Source organism: Klebsiella sp. GB_Kp056, from assembly GCF_040064755.1.
In the GTDB taxonomy this organism is placed as follows: Bacteria; Pseudomonadota; Gammaproteobacteria; order Enterobacterales; family Enterobacteriaceae; genus Klebsiella; species Klebsiella quasipneumoniae.
The window spans coordinates 181,771-200,157 of sequence record NZ_JBEAJA010000041.1 but is presented as its reverse complement, the minus strand read 5'-3'; the positions used below and the strand labels follow the sequence as shown (position 1 = coordinate 200,157).

The following is an 18,387-nucleotide window of genomic DNA, read 5'->3' as shown; positions in this document are numbered from 1 at the left end:
CCGGCGGCCTTCTCCTGCTATGTTCAGAGGATTCGCCCTGCCCGGAATGACGCTTATGCCTGAACTTCTGACGCCGCGCCTGCGCTGCTCACCGCTGCAGCTAGACGACTGGTCGTTTTTTCTTTCCCTGCAGCAGGATCCGCAGGTCATGCTTTACGTGGCCGACCCCAGGCCGCAGGCGGCCATCCGCGAGGCGTTCGATTCGCGGCTGCCGCCGTGGACGCCCGGGGATGAACACTGGCTGTGCCTGGTGGTGCGCGACAGGCTGACCCATACCCCGCTCGGCCTCACCGGTTACCAACATCATCAGCGCGACATTGCCGAGGTCGGCTTTCTCTTCGCTCCGGCGGCGCAGGGGCGTGGCTACGGCTACGAATCGCTGCGCGCGCTGTGCGACTACGCCTTCACTACCGGCGGCGTCCGCCGCCTGACCGCCAGCGTCACCGCCGGCAACGAGGCGTCCAGGCAGTTACTGCTCAAAGCCGGGTTCCGGCTGGAGGGGGAGCTGCGGGAGAACTACTGGCTCAACGGGCGCTGGCACAACGACTGGCTGTTCGGTCGGCTGCGCGCGGAGGGCGATGCGCCCTAGCGCACCGCCGCTCACGGTCTGACGACAGCGGGGTTCAGAGGAACATCCCTCCCGAGACTTCCACGCGCTGCGCGTTCATCCACGCCAGCTCATCGCTGAGCAGGGCGGCGATGGCGTCGCCGATATCATCCGGCAGCCCGACGCGCCCCAGCGCGGTCTGGGCGGCGATATGCCGATTCACCTCGGCGTTATCGCGCACCACCCCGCCGCCAAAGTCGGTCTCAATGGCCCCCGGCGCGATGATGTTCACCGATATCCCCCGTCCGCCCAGCTCTTTCGCCTGATAGCGGGTCAGAACCTCCATCGCCCCCTTCATCGCGGCGTAGGCCGCATAGCCCGGCAGGGCAAAGCGCGCCAGGCCGCTGGAAACGTTGAGGATGCGCCCCCCGTCCTGCAGGAGGGGCAGCAGCCGCTGGGTCAGGAAAAACGGGCCTTTGAACTGGATGTTCATCAGCTCGTCAAACTGCGCTTCGCTGGTCTCGGCGAAGGGGACGTTGAGGCCGATCCCGGCGTTGTTCAGTAAATAATCAAAGGTGGTGCGTCCCCACTTCTGCGCCAGCACCTGCGCCACCTCGCTGGCGAAAGCGTCGAATGTTGAAGGATCACCGACGTTCAGCGCCAATGCTGCCGCCTTCACTCCTTTTTGCTCAATCTCCGCCACCACCTCGAGCGCCGCCTGGCGGTTGCTGTGATAGGTCAGAAGAATGTCGGTTCCCTTCGCCGCCAGCTTCAACGCGGCGTTTTTACCCAGACCGCGGCTGCCGCCGGTCACTAAAGCGATACGTTGTGTCATCAGAAGACCCCTTTCAGGTTGCGTTGTGATTGTGTTCCAGCTTATTAACTGCCAGTGAAACAATAAATACGCTACATTACGTTTTACTGTTTCATTCACAACAACAATAGGCCATCGGCATGGATAAAATTCATGCAATGCAGTTATTCATTCGCGTAGCGGATCTGGAGAGTTTCTCCCGCGCCGCCGAGACCCTGGCGCTGCCGAAAGGCAGCGTCTCGCGGCAGATTCAGGCTCTGGAAAGCCATCTTGGCGTGCGCCTCCTGCACCGCACCACCCGCCGGGTTCAGCTCACCCAGGATGGAATGGTCTACTACGAGCGGGCGAAGGATCTGCTGAGCAACCTCGACGAACTGGACGGTATGTTCCAGCACGATCCGGCGAGCATCAGCGGCCGGCTGCGGGTGGATATGCCGGTCGGTTTTGCCAAAAAGCTGGTGATCCCGCACCTGCCGGCTTTTTTGCAGCAGTATCCGGGCATCGAACTGGAACTGAGCAGCAGCGACCGGCTGGTGGACGTGATCCGCGAGGGGTTTGACTGCGTGGTGCGCGTCGGCGCGCTCAAAGACTCCGGGCTTATCGCTCGCCCGCTGGGCAAACTGACGCAAATTAACTGCGCCAGCCCGGACTACCTGACCCGTTTTGGCTACCCGCAAGCCCTGGAGGATCTGGCGGATCATGCCCTGATCCACTACGCCAGCACCCTCGGGGTCCGTCCTTCCGGTTTCGAGGTGGTGATCGACGGCGCCGTGCGCTGGGTAAAAAGCGGCGGCATATTGACGGTCAACAGCACGGAAACTTATCAGGCGGCCTGTATCGCCGGGCTGGGAATTATTCAGGTGCCACGCACCGGCGTGCGCGAGGCGTTACGCGCCGGCGAACTGATTGAGATCCTGCCCCAGTACCGCGCTGAGCCGCTGCCGGTCTCGCTTATCTACCCGCACCGGCGCAATCTCTCCCGCCGCGTGCATCTGTTTATGGAGTGGCTGGGCGGGCTAATGAAAGATTACGTCGATTGATCCGCGCGGAGGGTGAACGGGGGGCGGGCAGATGCGTTCCTGCAGGATACGGCATTTAAGGTATACTTTTTGCTGAATCTCGCGGTAAAAAAGGAAGAAATCACGTATGACGCCGGAAAACGACGATCGACGCCCCCCACAGGAACCGGACACGCAGCCGGAGAAAAACAAAAGCCCCCTCGACGCTCTCAATGACACGGCCGTCGGGCAAAAAGCCAGCCAGGCGCTGAAGACCGTCACCGGAACGGCGGCCAAAGTGCAGCGCAACCCGGTGATCGCCCACCTGATACGCGCCGCAGAGCGCTTCAACGACCGGCTGGGCAATCAGTTCGGCGCGGCCATCACCTACTTCTCGTTCCTGTCGATGATCCCGATCCTGATGGTCTCGTTTGCCGCCGCCGGCTTCGTGCTGGCCTGGCATCCGACCCTGCTGCAGGACATTTTCGACAAAATTCTGCAAAACGTCAGCGACCCGACGCTGGCGGCGACGCTGAAAAACACCATCAACACCGCGGTGCAGCAGCGCACCGCCGTCGGCCTCGTCGGCCTGTTGGTGGCGCTCTATTCCGGTATTAACTGGATGGGCAACCTGCGCGAAGCGATCCGCGCTCAGTCGCGCGACGTCTGGGAGCGCCGGCCGCAGGACGAGGAGAAAATCTGGATAAAATACTTCCGCGATCTTATCTCGCTGATCGGTCTGCTGGTGGCGCTGATTATTACGCTGTCGATCACCTCTGTCGCCGGTTCCGCCCAGCAGTTGATTATCTCCGCGCTGTATCTGGACAATATTGAATGGCTGAAACCCGCCTGGCGGCTGATCGGTCTCGCCATCTCGATTTTTGCCAACTATCTGCTCTTTTTCTGGATCTTCTGGCGGCTGCCGCGCCACCGTCCGCGGCGCAAAGCCCTGTTTCGCGGCACGCTTATCGCGGCGATTGGCTTTGAAATCATCAAAATCGTCATGACCTGGACGCTGCCGGCGCTGGTGAAATCCCCTTCCGGGGCGGCGTTCGGATCGGTGCTGGGGCTGATGGCCTTTTTCTATTTCTTTGCCCGCCTGACGCTGTTCTGCGCCGCGTGGATCGCCACCGCGGAGTATAAAGACGACCGGCGGATGCCGGGCAAAACCCACCGCTGAGGTATTGCGAGGATGAATAAAAGAGGCAAAATTCATCCTCGCGCTTGATTTCAGCAGATAAATCCAGGACGTAACTTTTATTTAACGAAAAACTGGTTTTATTCTCTATCTTTTTAATTGTGTGAAGCATTTCATAGAACTATTTTTTCTGGCGTAAAAATTATCCGCTTTTTGCCTCTTTTTTGCTCATTTTCCGCGTTTGTTACAGATTGAAATGTCCCGGTGGCTGTGGCTATATGGCTTTTCGTTCGCGCAAAAATAAGAAAGATCTATGCAAGCCACAGCCACCACACTCGAAAACACGCAGGAAACCGCCCCGGTCAACTCACGCAATAAAGTCGTTGTCGCCTCGCTCATTGGCACCGCCATTGAGTTTTTCGACTTCTACATCTATGCCACTGCCGCGGTCATCGTCTTCCCGCATATCTTCTTCCCGCAGGGCGATGCCGCCGCGGCCACCCTGCAGTCGCTGGCCACCTTCGCCATCGCCTTCGTCGCCCGGCCAATCGGCTCCGCGCTGTTTGGCCACTTCGGCGATCGCGTCGGCCGGAAGGTCACCCTGGTGGCCTCGCTGTTAACCATGGGGATCTCCACTGTGGTGATCGGCCTGCTGCCCGGCTATGAAAGCATTGGCATTGTCGCGCCGATGCTGCTGGCGCTGGCGCGCTTCGGTCAGGGACTTGGCCTCGGAGGGGAGTGGGGCGGCGCAGCGCTGCTGGCAACGGAAAACGCCCCGGCGCGCAAGCGCGCCCTGTATGGCTCCTTCCCGCAGCTGGGCGCGCCGATCGGCTTCTTCTTCGCCAACGGCACCTTCCTGCTGCTCTCCTGGCTGTTAACCGATCAGCAGTTTATGGAGTGGGGCTGGCGCGTGCCGTTTATCTTCTCCGCGGTGCTGGTGATCATCGGTCTGTATGTTCGCGTTTCGCTGCATGAGACCCCGGTCTTCGCCAAAGTAGCGGCGGCGAAAAAACAGGTCAAAATCCCGCTGGGTACCCTGTTGACCAAACACGTCCGCGTGACGGTGCTGGGCACCTTCATCATGCTGGCAACCTATACCCTGTTCTACATCATGACCGTCTACTCGATGACCTTCAGCACCGGCGCGGCGCCGAATGGCCTGGGCCTGCCGCGTAACGAAGTGCTGTGGATGCTGATGATGGCGGTGATTGGCTTTGGCGTAATGGTGCCGATCGCCGGCCTGCTGGCGGACGCCTTTGGTCGTCGTAAGAGCATGATTATCATCACCACGATGATTATTTTGTTCGCCCTGTTCGCCTTTAAACCGCTGCTGGGTTCCGGTAACCCGCTGCTGGTCTTTGCCTTCCTGCTGCTGGGCTTAAGCCTGATGGGACTGACCTTTGGCCCGATGGGCGCGCTGCTGCCAGAGCTGTTCCCGACGGAAGTGCGCTACACCGGGGCGTCGTTCTCCTATAACGTGTCGTCGATCCTCGGCGCCTCGGTCGCGCCGTACATTGCCGCCTGGCTGCAGGGCAACTATGGCCTCGCGGCGGTCGGCACCTATCTGGCGGCGATGGCGGCGCTGACGCTGATCGCCCTGCTGCTGACCCACGAGACCCGCCACCAGTCGTTGTGATCCTTCGCCCTGACGCCGCTGGCGTCAGGGCTCTCCCCTACTTTTTCATCTGCGACAATATGGTCCGGCACTGGTTGCTATCGCCCTCCGCCGGGGAGATCAGCGCCAGCAGCGCGGCAGCCGGCGTCACCAGAGTAGCCAGCGCCGCCGCTACCGCGCCGCGGACAATCAGCGGCCCGGCCTTCACCCCCGCCTGCGGCGATTTAAAGGTGCCGCGAACATACAGCGGGGAACGCAGGGTGATCACCCGGAAGCCCTTGCTTTCCGGATCGATGGTCAGGTCCAGCTGTTCGGAGGCGAAGCTGGCGGTCCCGGTCACATTGATCAGCGCGTTTTCCGTATCGAAGGCAAAAATCTGCGGCCGGGCGACGCCGTTGGTCACGTCGATATTGGCCGCCGCGCAGTTCACCCGAACCTCCTCATCGCCAAAAATCTGGCCGATCAGGTAGTTGCCGACGTTAAGGCCGAGAATTTCCATCAGGTTGCGACTGATCAGGCCGTCATTCATCAGCAGCTTCAGGTTGCCGTTGCTGTTGCCGAGCAGGGCCGCCACCGAGTTGCCGCTGCCGCGCAGCTGAACGTCGCCATTCATCTCGCCGAGGGTTTTCTGCATCATCTCGACGTTCGGCATCAGCGCCTTCAGCTTCAGTCGCCGCGCCTGCAGATTGGCCTCACCCTGCAGCGGCTTTTTATCGCCCTGCAGGTGCACGCTGCCGGCAATCGACCCGTTGGCCAGGCCAAAGCGCACCGGCTGCAGGCGCAGGTCGCCATCCTCCAGGATCACGTGGGTCGCCAGATCGCTAATCGGCAGCGTACCGCCGTGCTCAATTCTCCGGCCCTTAAAGCGCACATCGGCATCCATCACCTGCCATTTATCGGTTTCAAAGCGGTCCGCCGGCAGCACTTTACCCGCCGGCTGCGGCCGATCGCCCGCCTGGCGCGCAGCGCTTTTCTTCGTCCCTTTGCCGGAGTCGACGCCGATTAACGGCCCGAGATCCGCCAGCCGCAGCTGCTTCGACTCCATGTCGCCGCTGAGCTTCGGCCGCGGTTTGCCAGTGGTATAGGTCAGAGAGCCATGAATGTCGCTATCGCCGATCCGGCCGTTAAAATTCTGATAGTCAAAGCGCATGCTGTTTTTCTGCTTAAAGTCGGCGCGCAGACGGCCGTCGGTGGAGAACGACGGCGTCTCCGGCAGCAGCACGCCGGTCAGGTCGTAGAGATCGCGCAGCGAATCGCCGGCGAATTTCAGCCGCAGGTCAATGCCGCCGACGTTGAGCGGATCGCTGACCGTGCCGCTGAACGCCACCCGCGTATTGCCGGAGCGGAAGTCGCCCTGCAGCGGGAAAGGCGTGCTTGCGCTGCGCAGAGCCAGCATGCCGCCGATTTTACCGTTGCCGGTGACCGGCTGGTCCTTATAGCGGCCCTTCAGCGACAGGCCAAAGACGTAGTCGCCTGGTTTCGCCGCGCTATGCCGATCCTTCGTGCCAGTGACTTCGCTGAACGGCAGCGGTTTGCCGAGGGGATCGACGAGAATGGTGATATCGCTGCGGGTGATCTTGTCATCAATGGCGATAGTCCCGCGATCGAAGAGAATGTTATCGAGGCGGAAAGACCAGCTGGAGGGGGCGCTGTCCCCCGCGGCACGCTGATCGCCAGCCAGCTGAAAGGTCCAGTTATTGTTGTCTTCCGCCAGGCGGATCAGCCGCACGTCGGGCTGTTCCAGCTTGATCCACGGCAGATACACCGTTTTGCTCAGCAGCGCCAGCGGGGCGAGGGTCGCCTCCACCCGCGGCAGGTGGATCATGGTCACCTGGGGAATGGCCGGCGGGTTGCCCAGCACGATATCTTCCGCGTGCACATGGGGCCACGGGATCCAGCTGCGCCAGCCGCGCTCTTCCGGCTGCCGCTCCCAGACCACGCCGAGATCGCCGCGGATGGCGAACGGGCGGTTCAGCTCGGCAGACACTTTCTGATTAATCGTCGGCTTCAGCCGGTTCCAGTCGAAGGTGGCCAACACGATAAAGAAGAGAACGATCAGCAACAGTATCGTTCCTGTGATGATAACCAACGTTTTACGGGTTCTGCTCATCCCTACTCCGCTCCTTTTGCATCACGTCAGTCCTGAATATAGTCAAAAAGCGGCGTTTCTCCTGGAAATGCGCTTTTCGTCACATTACGCGCGTCAGGTCAAAAAAATAATGGAACGATGTTTTAATATGATTGACCAGCAAAACAGCGCAGCGCACACTAGCGCTTATATCGATTCCATTGCAGGTTCTGGCTATGTCTAAAAAAATTGCCGTCATTGGCGAATGCATGATTGAGCTGTCAGAGAAGAACGGGGCCGTTAACCGCGGCTTTGGCGGCGATACCTTAAACACCTCGGTCTATATCGCGCGGCAGACGGATGCCAGCGCGCTGAGCGTCCACTACGTCACCGCGCTGGGAACCGATGCGTTCAGCCAGCAGATGCTCGACAGTTGGCAGCAGGAAAACGTCAACACCAGCCTGATCCAGCGGATGGCCGACCGCCTGCCGGGGCTGTATTACATTGAAACCGATGACGCCGGCGAGCGCACCTTCTACTACTGGCGCAACGAGGCGGCGGCAAAATTCTGGCTGGAGAGCGATCGCGCGGCGGCGATTTGCGAAGAGCTGGCCACGTTCGACTATCTCTACCTGAGCGGCATCAGCCTCGCCATTCTCAGCCCGGCCAGTCGTGCCAGGCTGTTCACGCTGCTGCGTGAGTGCCGCGGCAACGGCGGCAAGGTGATCTTCGACAACAACTATCGCCCGCGCCTGTGGGCCAGCCAGGCGGAGACGCAGCAGGTCTATCAGGAGATGCTCGCCTGCACCGATATCGCGTTTCTGACCCTCGATGATGAAGACGCGCTGTGGGGGGAAAAACCGGTCGCCGAGGTGATCGCCCGCACCCACGCCGCCGGCGTGGAAGAGGTGGTGGTGAAGCGCGGAGCGGATGCCTGCCTGGTCTCGGTGAGCGGGCAACCGCTGCGGGAAGTGCCGGCCGTCAAGCTGGCCAAAGAGAAAGTGGTGGATACCACCGCCGCTGGCGACTCCTTCAGCGCCGGCTATCTGGCCGTGCGCCTGACCGGCGGCGATGCTGAATCCGCCGCCAGACGCGGACATCTGACCGCCAGCACGGTGATCCAGTATCGCGGGGCGATCATCCCCCGGGAAGCAATGCCGCAATAATCCTCACCTGTAAGCGCTCTCCGGCCGCCGCTGGCGCGCCGGAGAGGCGTCAGGTTACTGCCCCGACGGGATGTCGCTGGCCTCGCTGTGGGCGTCAACCGTATCGGCGCTGCCGCTGGTCGCTGCGGTCGCCGGACTCGGCGCCATCAGTTTTTCCCACGTGGCCTGCAGCTCCTTCATGTTGTATTCCGGTTCGCCTTTCGGCTGCTGCAACACCAGCGCCATATCCTGAGACAGTTGCTGACGCAGGTACTGGTTCAGCATGTCCACCGTCAGGGAGTTGAGGAACTCCTGACGCAGCTTCTGGTACTGCTCCGGCGCGATATCCACCACCTGATTTTGCAGGGAGCGCATGCGCTGGCTCATCAGAATGTCGGTATCGGTGCGCGCATAGGTGGCAAACAGCTTCTGCAGCTCGAGGCTTTTCTGAGCAATAAGCGCATCAAACTCCTCCTGCGGCAGGCCGTTGTCGCGCACTTTCGCCAGCTCGCGCGAGACCACGCTCAGGTTGTTATTCAGGCGCTCGCCCGGCGATTCGATATTGATGGCGCACTGCGCGCGCTGATAGAGCACCCGGCAGTCAAAACCAAGACCAATATCCTTGACGTTATTTTTGCTCAGGCTCTGCTGCACGTGCCAGAACAGCGCTTCGCGGGCGAGGTCGTCGCGCCAGTAGCGCTGCAGCGCCGCGGAGTCGCGGATCGGCTGCCAGGGGGCGTCCCACATGATGGACAGTTTGTCCTGGCGCACGGCGCTGGTCATGATGCTGACCGGCACGGTGGGCAGCGGCGATAAGGTCGGCACCGCCGCGGGCGTTTCCCGCTTGCCCTTCAGATCGCCAAAGGTTTTGCTGATTTGCTCAGCGACGCTGCGGCTGTCGACGTTACCCACCACGATCAGCGTCATGGCGTCGGGGGTGTACCATTTTTGATAAAAGTCTTTCAGATGCGCCACGTCGATCGGCTGCTTCAGCGGCGCGGCGGGATCGTGGCCCAGCATGGTGGAGCCCTTGAGGCGATAGCGCCACCAGCCCTCTTTGGTATCCAGCGGCCAGGTCGCCACCATGTCGTTGCCCTGCAGCGCGTGATTGATCGATTCAGGCGTAATGGTCAGTTTACCGCTGGCGTCCGCCAGCCAGCTCAGCGCCTCTTTCAGCAGATCGTTGCGGTTATTCGGCAGGCTGAGATTAAACATCGTGTAATCGTAGGAGACGATGGCCGGCGGCAGAGGACGCTTCGGGTCAATACTCTGCTGCCACAGCGAGCGCGCCTGCATCGTCGGCAGGCTGCCGCTTTGCGTCAACGCCAGACGGGGAATAAAACGGCTGAAACCGCTCTGCTGAGTGCTTTCGCTCAGCGAGCCAATATTCACGGACAGACGGACTTCGATACGGTCGCTGGGACGCTGCGGCGTGGCCAGCACCTGCCACGACAACCCATTCGCTAAGGTCCCTTGTTGCCAGGCCGGATCAGGCTGGAGCGCTTCTGCCTGCACATAACCGGCCGCCGCTACCATCAGCAAACCGCCCGTTAAGAGTTTAATTGTTGTGCCCTGCATGTGAACCCCTGATGAACATTCCTGGTTACAACAGCATCCCACTGACGGGCTGCCGAAAAAAGTGAGAGTGAAATACGTCGGTTAGACCACACGGAGACGAAAATGTCGCATGACAACGTAAAATAATCATTTCGTGTCATTCCCGCCGGGCGGAAATGACCTCTAATTATGCGCAGGAGCCCGTACTCCAGCAAGGGAGTACGGGCCTAAGAGGAGGATTTAAGAGGATAATTCGTGCGTTTTGTTCGCGGGAACACGGTTATTCAGCACATCATCCATCTGTTTGGCATCGAGTTCTTTAACCCATTTCGCGACCACCACCGTGGCGACGCCGTTACCCACCAGGTTAGTCAGCGCACGGGCTTCGGACATAAAGCGGTCAATACCGAGGATCAGCGCCAGGCCAGCCACCGGCAAATGCCCGACGGCCGAGATGGTCGCCGCCAGCACGATGAAGCCGCTGCCGGTCACTCCCGCCGCCCCTTTCGAGGAGAGCAGCAGCACCACCAGCAGGGTGATTTGATGGAAAATATCCATATGGCTGTTGGTCGCCTGGGCGATAAAGACCGCCGCCATCGTCAAATAGATAGAGGTGCCGTCGAGGTTGAACGAATAGCCGGTCGGGATCACCAGGCCCACCACCGATTTACGACAGCCGAGCTTCTCCATCTTGTCGAGCATGCGCGGCAGCGCCGATTCGGATGAGGAGGTCCCCAGCACGATCAGCAGCTCTTCGCGGATATAGCGGATAAATTTAAAGATGCTGAAGCCGGTGGCTTTGGCGATTGACCCCAGCACCACCACCACGAACAGGATACAGGTGATATAGAAGCAGATGATCAGCTGGCCCAGCTGCACCAGGGTGCCGACGCCATATTTACCGATGGTGAAGGCCATGGCCCCGAAGGCGCCGATCGGCGCCAGGCGCATGATCATATTGATGATGCCAAAGATGACCTGCGAGAAACTTTCAATGACGTTGAAAATCAGCTGGCCCTTGCTGCCCAGACGATGCAGGGCAAAGCCAAACAGAACGGCGAACAGCAGAACCTGAAGGATGTTGCCGCTGGCGAAGGCGCCAATGACGCTGCCCGGGATCACATCCAGTAAAAAGGCCACCACCCCCTGGTCTTTCGCCTGCTCAGCGTACACCGCCACCGCTTTCGCATCGAGCGTCGACGGGTCGACGTTCATCCCGGCCCCCGGCTGCACCACGTTGACAATAACCAGACCGATAATCAGCGCGATGGTGCTGACCACTTCGAAATAGAGCAACGCCACCGCCCCGGTACGGCCAACGGCTTTCATGCTCTCCATTCCGGCGATCCCCGTCACGACGGTACAGAAGATAACCGGAGCAATCACCATTTTAATCAGCTTAACGAAGGCGTCGCCGAAGGGTTTCATTTGCGCGCCCAGTTCCGGGTAAAAATGGCCCAGCAGAATACCGATCGCTATGGCCGTCAGAACCTGGACATAGAGGCTTTTAAAGATAGAGGTTTTCATAGGGTGTCCTTTGGGAATAACCACAGAGCAAGAAGGGATATTTGGCGTCTGTGGCTTAAAAATAACACCCTGGAAACATTTCAGAAATAACTAACGTCGAAAGTGCAACGCGATTGTTAAAATCTTTGAGCTGACTCGCACAAGTCAACAAAACATTTACAAATTTGCATCTTCCCGGACCGGGGATAAATAGCGGGCGCTGAACGCCTCCTGCGGTAAAGCGCAACCGAACAGGTGGCCCTGGAGCACCTCGACGCCGGCGGCTTGCAACCAGCGAGACTGGTCTTCCGTTTCCACCCCTTCCGCCACAATGCGCAGCGACAGGCCGCGCGCGAGCTGGATGATCGCCGGCACCATGCTGACATCCTCCGGCAGCATATCGATGAATACCTTATCAATTTTCAGAATATCCACCGGCAGAGCCTTCATCTGCTGCAGCTGGTGCAACCCGGCATAACCCATGCCAAAATCATCCAGCGCAATCCGCACGCCGGCCTCGCGCAGAGGCCGCAACCGCGCCATCACATCCTGCGGATCGTCCATCCGGCAGCTCTCCGTCACCTCAAGGATGAGGGTGCCCGGCGCAATGCGGTAGCGGGCGATCAGCTTCAGCATCTCCTCGCCACGGTCGTGCTCCAGCAGCTGGAGCAGGGAAACATTGACCGACAGCGGCAGCATAATGCCCTGGCTTTGCCAGGCGGCCAGCTGGCGGCAGGCCTCTTCCATCACCCAGTAGCCGACCGGGATTATCAGCCCGCAGGACTCAATGCGCTCAATCAGCGCCGGCGGTAGCGACCAGCTGCCATCCGCCTGCCGCTGGCGCAGCAGCACCTCGGCGCCGCAGAGCTCGCCGCTGGCGCAGGCCACCTGCGGCTGCAGCCAGATCGCGAACTGCTGGTTGTCGAGGGCGGTCATAATTTCGTGCTCTTCCATCAGGCGGCGCTGAGCCTTTTCCATCTGCTCGGGATCGAAGAACTCAATCTGATTTTTACCTTTGCGTCTTGCGGTGACCGCGGCCGAGACCGCGCGCCGGTAAAACTGTTCGGCGCTGAGACCGGGGTGGAACATGGCGATCCCCACGCTGGCGTAGGGCCGCAGCTGCAGACCATGCAGCGGTAAACGTTCATTAATAATAGTGAGCACTTGCTTACTTATCGTCACCGCCTGCCAGGATTCGGCGAGGCCATCGGCGAGAATGGCGAAGTCATAGCCGCTTACCTGGGCCAGCACCATCTGCGGCGGGATCGCGGCGCGCAGCTTCTCCACCAGCGTCAGGAGCAGCATTTCGCGCTGGCTCTCCTTGAGCACGCCGGCGGCGTCCTGCAGGGTTTCACAGGCGACGACGATCAGCGCGGCGCTCTGCGGGCGGGCCACCGTCTGCTCCAGCATCGCCAGCAAAAAGGCTTTATTCGGCAGCTCGGAGACCGGGAAGCGGGTCGACTGGATGGACAGCTCATCATGCTGGCGAACCAGGCTCTGCTGGTTGCGGTTATAGCTGCGCACCAGCATGCCGATCTCGTCGTCATGGTGCAGGCGCGGGAGGGTCAGCTGATGGCCAAGACGCTCCTGCTGGGAGAGATCGTTCAGCTCGCGGGCGATACGCCGCAGGGGGCGAACCATCAGCCGGTTGATGCACCAGGTAAGCGCCACCGTCAGCATCAGCACCAGAAGTAAGTAAGCAGTCACCAACGTAGCAAGGGCGCTCATGACGAATTTATACATGCGATAGGAGTCGGCCTGCAGCACCAGATAGGCCAGCGGCTGCGGGTTGGCCGGCCGCTCCAGCGAATAAATGGGCAGCGAAATCTGCACCGGCAGCTCAAACAGCCGGGTGATGGTCACCGGCACCGACCGCTCAGGGATAAACCGCATCCGCAGCGCCTGGAACTGGTTGGGCAAGACGACATCCGCCCGGCTGACGATGCCAGCAGGCTGGATACGGCTTAAAATGGCTTCCGCTTCCGGAATATCGGCTTTCAGAATAGCCGCAGACAGCGGTTCGCGAACGGATCGCGCGATACTTTCTAACTGCGTGGCCGTGGTAAAGCGACTCTGTTGCACAAAGTGAAACAGCAAAATAGTGCAAAAAACCAATACAAAGGCCATGGACACGCTCGCGACCATCGCCATCTGTTTGATTGTAAGTGAACGGCTGACGCGCAACGGTGTTCTCCACTGATACTGAATGCATACCCGGCATTAATCCTTCAATCCCGGTCGTTTCAGGCTGATTATATACTTAAATCCTTCGCCCACGCCCGCGAGGGATGAAGTGACGGGATAGCTCCGCGCGGTGGCGCAGACGCCGGAGAGACCTCCCCGGCGGCCGACGGTGGGCAACGCCTCACGAGTATACGCGAAGCGCGCCGTGGAGTGGTGCTCTGTGACGTAATTCAGCCTATTCTGCTACCAGTCGGCGTAAGGCACCAGCGGCTGGGGCGGCATATCCAGATCCCCCTGCCAGCCGGCCGCCGAATAGCGCACGTAAAGCAGCGCATGGCTCGGGGTGTAGTCCTTCGCCTGCTGAATATCGACCGCGGCGCCAACGAACCAGTTGCTGGTCACCCGCCGCTCCACCAGCGCTCTGGCGGTGTAACCGAATCCCTGGCTGCTGCCGCCCTCCTCCGTCAGTTCGCTGGCGCGCTGCCGGTAGTCGGACGGGATCAGGTTCAGCAGCGGATAGCGGGCTTGCGTCTGGGTACGCGAATGGGACCATGAGACCGATCCGCCGAGTTCCCAGGACCAGTTCTCCGTGCGCTGACGCCAGGTCACCGGCACAGCGAACGAGAGATACTCCTGCGGGCTGTAATAGCCGCCCTGGCCGAGGGTGTAACCGCTGAGATCTTTGTCGTAGTGCCAGATCATATTGTTGAGGCCGACGGTGACGCGACGATTATTCTCGTTAATCACCTTATAGTAGTAGCCGGTCATCCAGCGCACGCGCCAGTTATCCGCCACGTTTTTACCGGTCAGCGAGTCGGCCCCCAGCGAGGACCAGATACCGTGCGCTTCGCCCCGGTCATAGCTGAGGCTCACACCGCCGCCGTCGGCGCGAACGCCGCCCCAGGTGGTGCCAGTATGGCTGTTGCTGTCTTTCTGCCCGCCAAAGGAGAGCAGCGAGCTGGAGATGGGCCGCCGGTGCACGTTGACCGTGTATCCCACCGGCCCGACGTCGCTGCTGTAGCTCAGGCCGCCGACCACATCGACGACATTGAAGCCCATCGGCGTGGTGCCGATATCGCCGCTCCAGGTGTCATTCTTCCAGCCGACCGCTACGCTGGCCCCGCTGTCGGTCTGATTTTTACTGCCGCTGGTACAGGCGATCTCCCCGCAGGTGCCCCAGCTGGGCGAGTAGCTGCCGTCGCTGTGGGTGGAAAAGCTGCCGGCATCCATATTGACCAGGTCGGTGCGGAAGAACATCCGGCCATCCGCCAGCGGGGCATCCACTTGCAGCATGGTGGTATGCGCCTTGAGGTCGGAATAGCCGCCGGTGCCGCTGGATCCCCAAAAGTCGTGTTCCAGGGTGACGTTCAGATCCTGCTGGCGATAAAGGTCGGCGGCATCGCTGCGGATCCCGCGCTTCAGCCAGTCATCCCGGCTGTCGTTGCGCGTCAGCCGGGTAAAGGTATCGTTATCCTGCGGCGGCGCGGGGGTGATGCCGGAGGCCACCATCGCCTCCCGGTAGTGGGTCAGCGCCTGCTGCGGCTCCCCGTTCCGGGTGGCAAAACGCGCGGCATCGCGCAGCACCAGCGCGCTCTCCATCGAGGGCGGCTGCGCCTTCGCCTGCGGCACAATCTGGTTAAAAATCTGTTGGGCGTCAGCGGTATCGCCAAGGCCAGCTCGCGCCAGGGCGACCCGCCGCTGCATATTCATGGATTCGGCCTCTGCGCCTTTCAGCTGCATGACCTGCGCCCGGGCGGCCTGTTTATCGCCCTCGGCCAGATAGACTTCCGCAAGGCCGAGGCGCGCATCGCCGTTGTCGGCTTCCTGACGCAGCACCCGCTGATAGTCGGCAATCGCCGTCTGGTTGTCCCCGCGCTGCTGGGCCCAGTCGGCCAGCGTCAGGTCATAGCGCACCGAGGCCGGCTGCTGTTTGATGAGGGCGATCGCCTGCGCTTCCTCGCCGCTGTCGCGCAGCTGGTTCGCCTGGCGCAGCACCCGGTCGCTTTGCAAACGCGCCTCCAGTTCACGAATGTTATCCGTCCATGCGCTGCGCGGCAGAGCGGCGATTTGCGCCAGCGCCAGATCGTCCTGGTCGTTCCCCGACAGGTAGAGCCCCGAGGCGTAGACCCGTTCGGCATCCTGCGGCTGGCGGTTGACCATCGCCCGCATCAGCGCATCGGCTTCCTGGCGCTCACCGGCGCTGACCAGATCCCGCGCCAGACGGTAGGTTATCCACACGCTGTCCGGATCCAGCGCCAGGCGCCGACGCTGAACTTCCGCCGCCTGCGCCCAGTTGCCCTGGCTCTCCAGGGCCTGCGCTTGTTTCTCCAGCCGGTCGTTGGTCAGGCTGCGCTCAATATCATCGATGCTCCGCCGCTGAGCGGGAGGGAGGCCGGCGATCCAGGCGCTGGCTTTCTCCGGAGATTCGGCGCGATAGAGGTTGGCCAGGCCGCGCACCGCCAGATTATTCCCGCGATCCAGGCGCAACGCCTGCTGGTAATAGCGCTCCGCCGCCGCCGCCTCTTTGCGCGCCGCCGCGACGTCCCCCAGCCCCAGCACGGCATAGCTGTCGGTCCGATCGACCCGCTGCGCCTGGGCATAATAGTTTTGCGCCTGCGAAAGCTGGCCGGCCTTCAGGGCATTATCCCCCTGCTTGATCAGTAGCCAGTAACGGTTGGTTTGCAGCAGGCTGTCCCATTTGCCGCGGTTCGGGCTGTCGGGGTCCATGGCAATCGCTTTATTGAGCTGCGACACAGCTCGCGCGCGGTCACCGCGCTGGGAATAGGCCTGGCCGAGGGCGCCCACCGCATCGCTGTCGCGGCTGTCGGCCTGAACGGCTTTCTGCAGATCCGCCACCGCCTGCGAGGTATTTCCGGATTTGACCGCCGCCAGCCCTTCCGAGCGGGCGCGGAACGTCGGATCCTGCAGCTGCGCCTGCTGCTGGTCAAGCAGGACGCGGGCGTTCGCCGCCACCGAGCCGGTAGGAAACTGCAGCAGGAATTGCTGCAACGCCTGCACGCTGGCTTTGCTCACCGGCATGCTTTTCACTTCGCTGAACCACATATCGGCGGCGATACCGCGTCCTGAGGCTGAGCGGGCCATTTCCGCCAGATAGGCGAACCCTTCCTGCGGTTTGTTATCGGCAAACATCTGCTTCGCCAGCGCCGTCAGCAGGCTGACGTTGCCCGGCGCGCTGGCGTTCAGTTTTTTCAGCTGGCTGACGCCTTCGCTATGACGGGCCGGCAGGCGCGCCACCAGCGTCCAGTATTCAATAGCGGCATCAACATCATCCGGCACGCCGCCGAACAGTTTTTCATAGGCGGCGATGGCTTCATCGACCTTCCCGGCCACGCCCAGCAGTCGCGCCTGCTGCAGCGCCTGACGGCCCTCGCCGGTGTTGCTTTTCATCTCATTGCGCGACGCCTTCAGCTCAGGGGAATCCGGCGCCAGCTTCGTCAGTCGCTCCAGCTCTTTTTGCGCCCCGGCGGTATCCCCCTGGCGCAGCAGATAGCGCATCCGCGCGGCAATCAGGTCCGGGTTGTTGGGGTCGATCAGCTCCAGACGGTATAGCGACTGGCGCACCAGGTCTTCACGATTGCTGGCCTCGCCGAGGCGCACCTGCTCCAGCAGATGTTCCTGGGCGGGCGTCGTCGCCGCCTGCGCTAACGGCAGCAGCGCGACGCCGAGGGACAGCGTGAGTAAACTTAGTGAGAGCTTGCGCATTCCTGGTTCCAGTCAGGTTGTAATTCGCCACCCGCAGTGAAACGAAAACGGTGTTGATCCCAACCCTGACCGAACAGCGTCAGGACCGCGCTGTAGTAGGCATCCGCGCCGGGATAGTTATCGGCGACGCGCTGTCGTTGCACCGACCGGGCCTCGTCGTTCTGTAAAAACGGCAGCATCACCGCGGAGAAGCCCACCGGCCCCTGGCCGCTGGTTTTACCGGTGGCGATATTCACTTTCTCCGGCGGTACCCCCTGTTCCGTGGTCTGCGCCGCCATCGGCGCAAAGCGGGCCAGCAGACGCGCTTTTTGCTTATCGCCATCATGAAGCATGCCCACCCACAGGTAGACGCGAATCGCGTCATAGCTGCCGATCAGCGGCTTCTCCGTTTTCAGCTGCCAGCCTTTCCCTTTCTCATAGCGCACCCAGTCCGGGGTAAAGCCTTTCGGCGCGGTCTCCAGCAGCAGACGCAGGTTCGTGTCGCGCAGGGTGGGCCACGGCGCGCCAAAACGCACAAAATAGGTGGCCAGCTGCGGCGGAAGATAGCTGGGGTTAAACCGCCAGCCGCTGTCATCGGCAAAACCGACTTTTCCCGGCAGCAGCATCGTGCCAAGGCCCGGCACCGCCACCGTCTCTTCGTCGACAATCCGCGCCAGCAGCGCTTTCCCGGTCTCGGTGTACTGCGGCTGCTGCCACAGGCGCCCCGCCTCCAGCAGCGCCCAGGCTATCCACAGATCCGAGTCGGATGCCGAATTACTGTCCAGCAGCGTCCACTGTTCGTCGTCCTTTTTCCCCCACAGCCAGCCCGGCAGATGCTGCCGCAGGTCGCCTTCCGCCAGGTTGTTCTGCGTCCAGGTCAGCAGCTTGTCGAACCCCGCGCGATCGTTAGCCGCCAGTGCAAAGAACAGGCCATAGCTCTGTCCTTCGGAAGTGGAAATTTTGCGCGCATCGCTGGGGTCGATCACCCGCCCCTCGGGGCTGACGTACGCTTTCTTAAACTGCTCCCAGGCGGGCCACTGGCAAGCGGCGCTCGCCTGGCCCGCCGCCAGTACCAGCGCGGAGAGCACCGCGCCGCAAAGTACTTTCATCATC

The 18,387-nt window shown here is 61.3% G+C and carries 12 protein-coding genes; 5 read left to right on the top strand and 7 right to left on the bottom strand.

What is annotated here, in order from left to right:
* Nucleotides 1-55: 55 nt before the first annotated feature.
* Nucleotides 56-589: a GNAT family protein gene (locus ABLV52_RS09205; protein WP_086076077.1), complete on the top strand. Its 534-nt coding sequence runs from the start codon at nucleotides 56-58 to the stop codon at nucleotides 587-589.
* Between the two features lie 34 nt (nucleotides 590-623).
* Here the strand turns inward: ABLV52_RS09205 and ABLV52_RS09200 are convergent, their stop codons facing one another.
* On the bottom strand, nucleotides 624-1,382 hold the full coding sequence (locus tag ABLV52_RS09200) for an SDR family oxidoreductase (RefSeq protein ID WP_023291284.1): 759 nt from the start codon (nucleotides 1,380-1,382) through the stop codon (nucleotides 624-626).
* Between the two features lie 119 nt (nucleotides 1,383-1,501).
* On the opposite strand from ABLV52_RS09200, the gene ABLV52_RS09195 reads away from it, so the two are divergent.
* The 3 genes from ABLV52_RS09195 to ABLV52_RS09185 all read left to right on the top strand — a co-directional run bounded on the left by ABLV52_RS09195 (nucleotide 1,502) and on the right by ABLV52_RS09185 (nucleotide 5,133).
* Complete coding sequence (locus tag ABLV52_RS09195) at nucleotides 1,502-2,401, top strand: LysR family transcriptional regulator (protein WP_032454302.1); 900 nt, start codon at nucleotides 1,502-1,504, stop codon at nucleotides 2,399-2,401.
* A gap of 106 nt (nucleotides 2,402-2,507) precedes the next feature.
* Nucleotides 2,508-3,539: an inner membrane protein YhjD gene (gene yhjD, locus ABLV52_RS09190; protein ID WP_012967097.1), complete on the top strand. Its 1,032-nt coding sequence runs from the start codon at nucleotides 2,508-2,510 to the stop codon at nucleotides 3,537-3,539.
* 271 nt (nucleotides 3,540-3,810) lie between these two features.
* Complete coding sequence (locus ABLV52_RS09185) at nucleotides 3,811-5,133, top strand: MFS transporter (protein ID WP_017900001.1); 1,323 nt, start codon at nucleotides 3,811-3,813, stop codon at nucleotides 5,131-5,133.
* Nucleotides 5,134-5,170: 37 nt separating this feature from the next.
* Here ABLV52_RS09185 and ABLV52_RS09180 read toward each other — a convergent pair whose 3' ends face one another.
* A complete protein-coding gene (locus ABLV52_RS09180; protein WP_064158038.1) occupies nucleotides 5,171-7,222 on the bottom strand; it encodes an AsmA family protein in 2,052 nt (683 codons plus the stop codon).
* A 194-nt stretch (nucleotides 7,223-7,416) separates the two neighbouring features.
* Here ABLV52_RS09180 and ABLV52_RS09175 point away from each other — a divergent pair, with 194 nt between their 5' ends.
* The gene (locus ABLV52_RS09175; protein ID WP_044525007.1) at nucleotides 7,417-8,346 is read left to right on the top strand and encodes a sugar kinase; all 930 of its coding nucleotides are present in this window, start codon (nucleotides 7,417-7,419) and stop codon (nucleotides 8,344-8,346) included.
* A 54-nt stretch (nucleotides 8,347-8,400) separates the two neighbouring features.
* On the opposite strand, the gene ABLV52_RS09170 is transcribed toward ABLV52_RS09175, so the two are convergent.
* The 5 genes from ABLV52_RS09170 to bcsZ all read right to left on the bottom strand — a co-directional run bounded on the left by ABLV52_RS09170 (nucleotide 8,401) and on the right by bcsZ (nucleotide 18,386).
* Entirely contained in the window at nucleotides 8,401-9,903 is a 1,503-nt protein-coding gene (locus tag ABLV52_RS09170) for a pitrilysin family protein (protein WP_023291289.1), read from the bottom strand.
* Nucleotides 9,904-10,122: 219 nt separating this feature from the next.
* Entirely contained in the window at nucleotides 10,123-11,409 is a 1,287-nt protein-coding gene (locus ABLV52_RS09165) for a dicarboxylate/amino acid:cation symporter (protein ID WP_023291290.1), read from the bottom strand.
* Nucleotides 11,410-11,565: 156 nt separating this feature from the next.
* A complete protein-coding gene (gene hmsP / locus ABLV52_RS09160) occupies nucleotides 11,566-13,572 on the bottom strand; it encodes a biofilm formation regulator HmsP (protein ID WP_064154933.1) in 2,007 nt (668 codons plus the stop codon).
* 243 nt (nucleotides 13,573-13,815) lie between these two features.
* Nucleotides 13,816-17,295: a cellulose synthase complex outer membrane protein BcsC gene (gene bcsC / locus ABLV52_RS09155; RefSeq protein ID WP_348890297.1), complete on the bottom strand. Its 3,480-nt coding sequence runs from the start codon at nucleotides 17,293-17,295 to the stop codon at nucleotides 13,816-13,818.
* A complete protein-coding gene (bcsZ, locus tag ABLV52_RS09150; protein ID WP_023291293.1) occupies nucleotides 17,277-18,386 on the bottom strand; it encodes a cellulose synthase complex periplasmic endoglucanase BcsZ in 1,110 nt (369 codons plus the stop codon). Before bcsZ ends, bcsC begins: the two co-directional genes overlap by 19 nt.
* Between the last annotated feature and the right edge of the window lies 1 nt (nucleotide 18,387).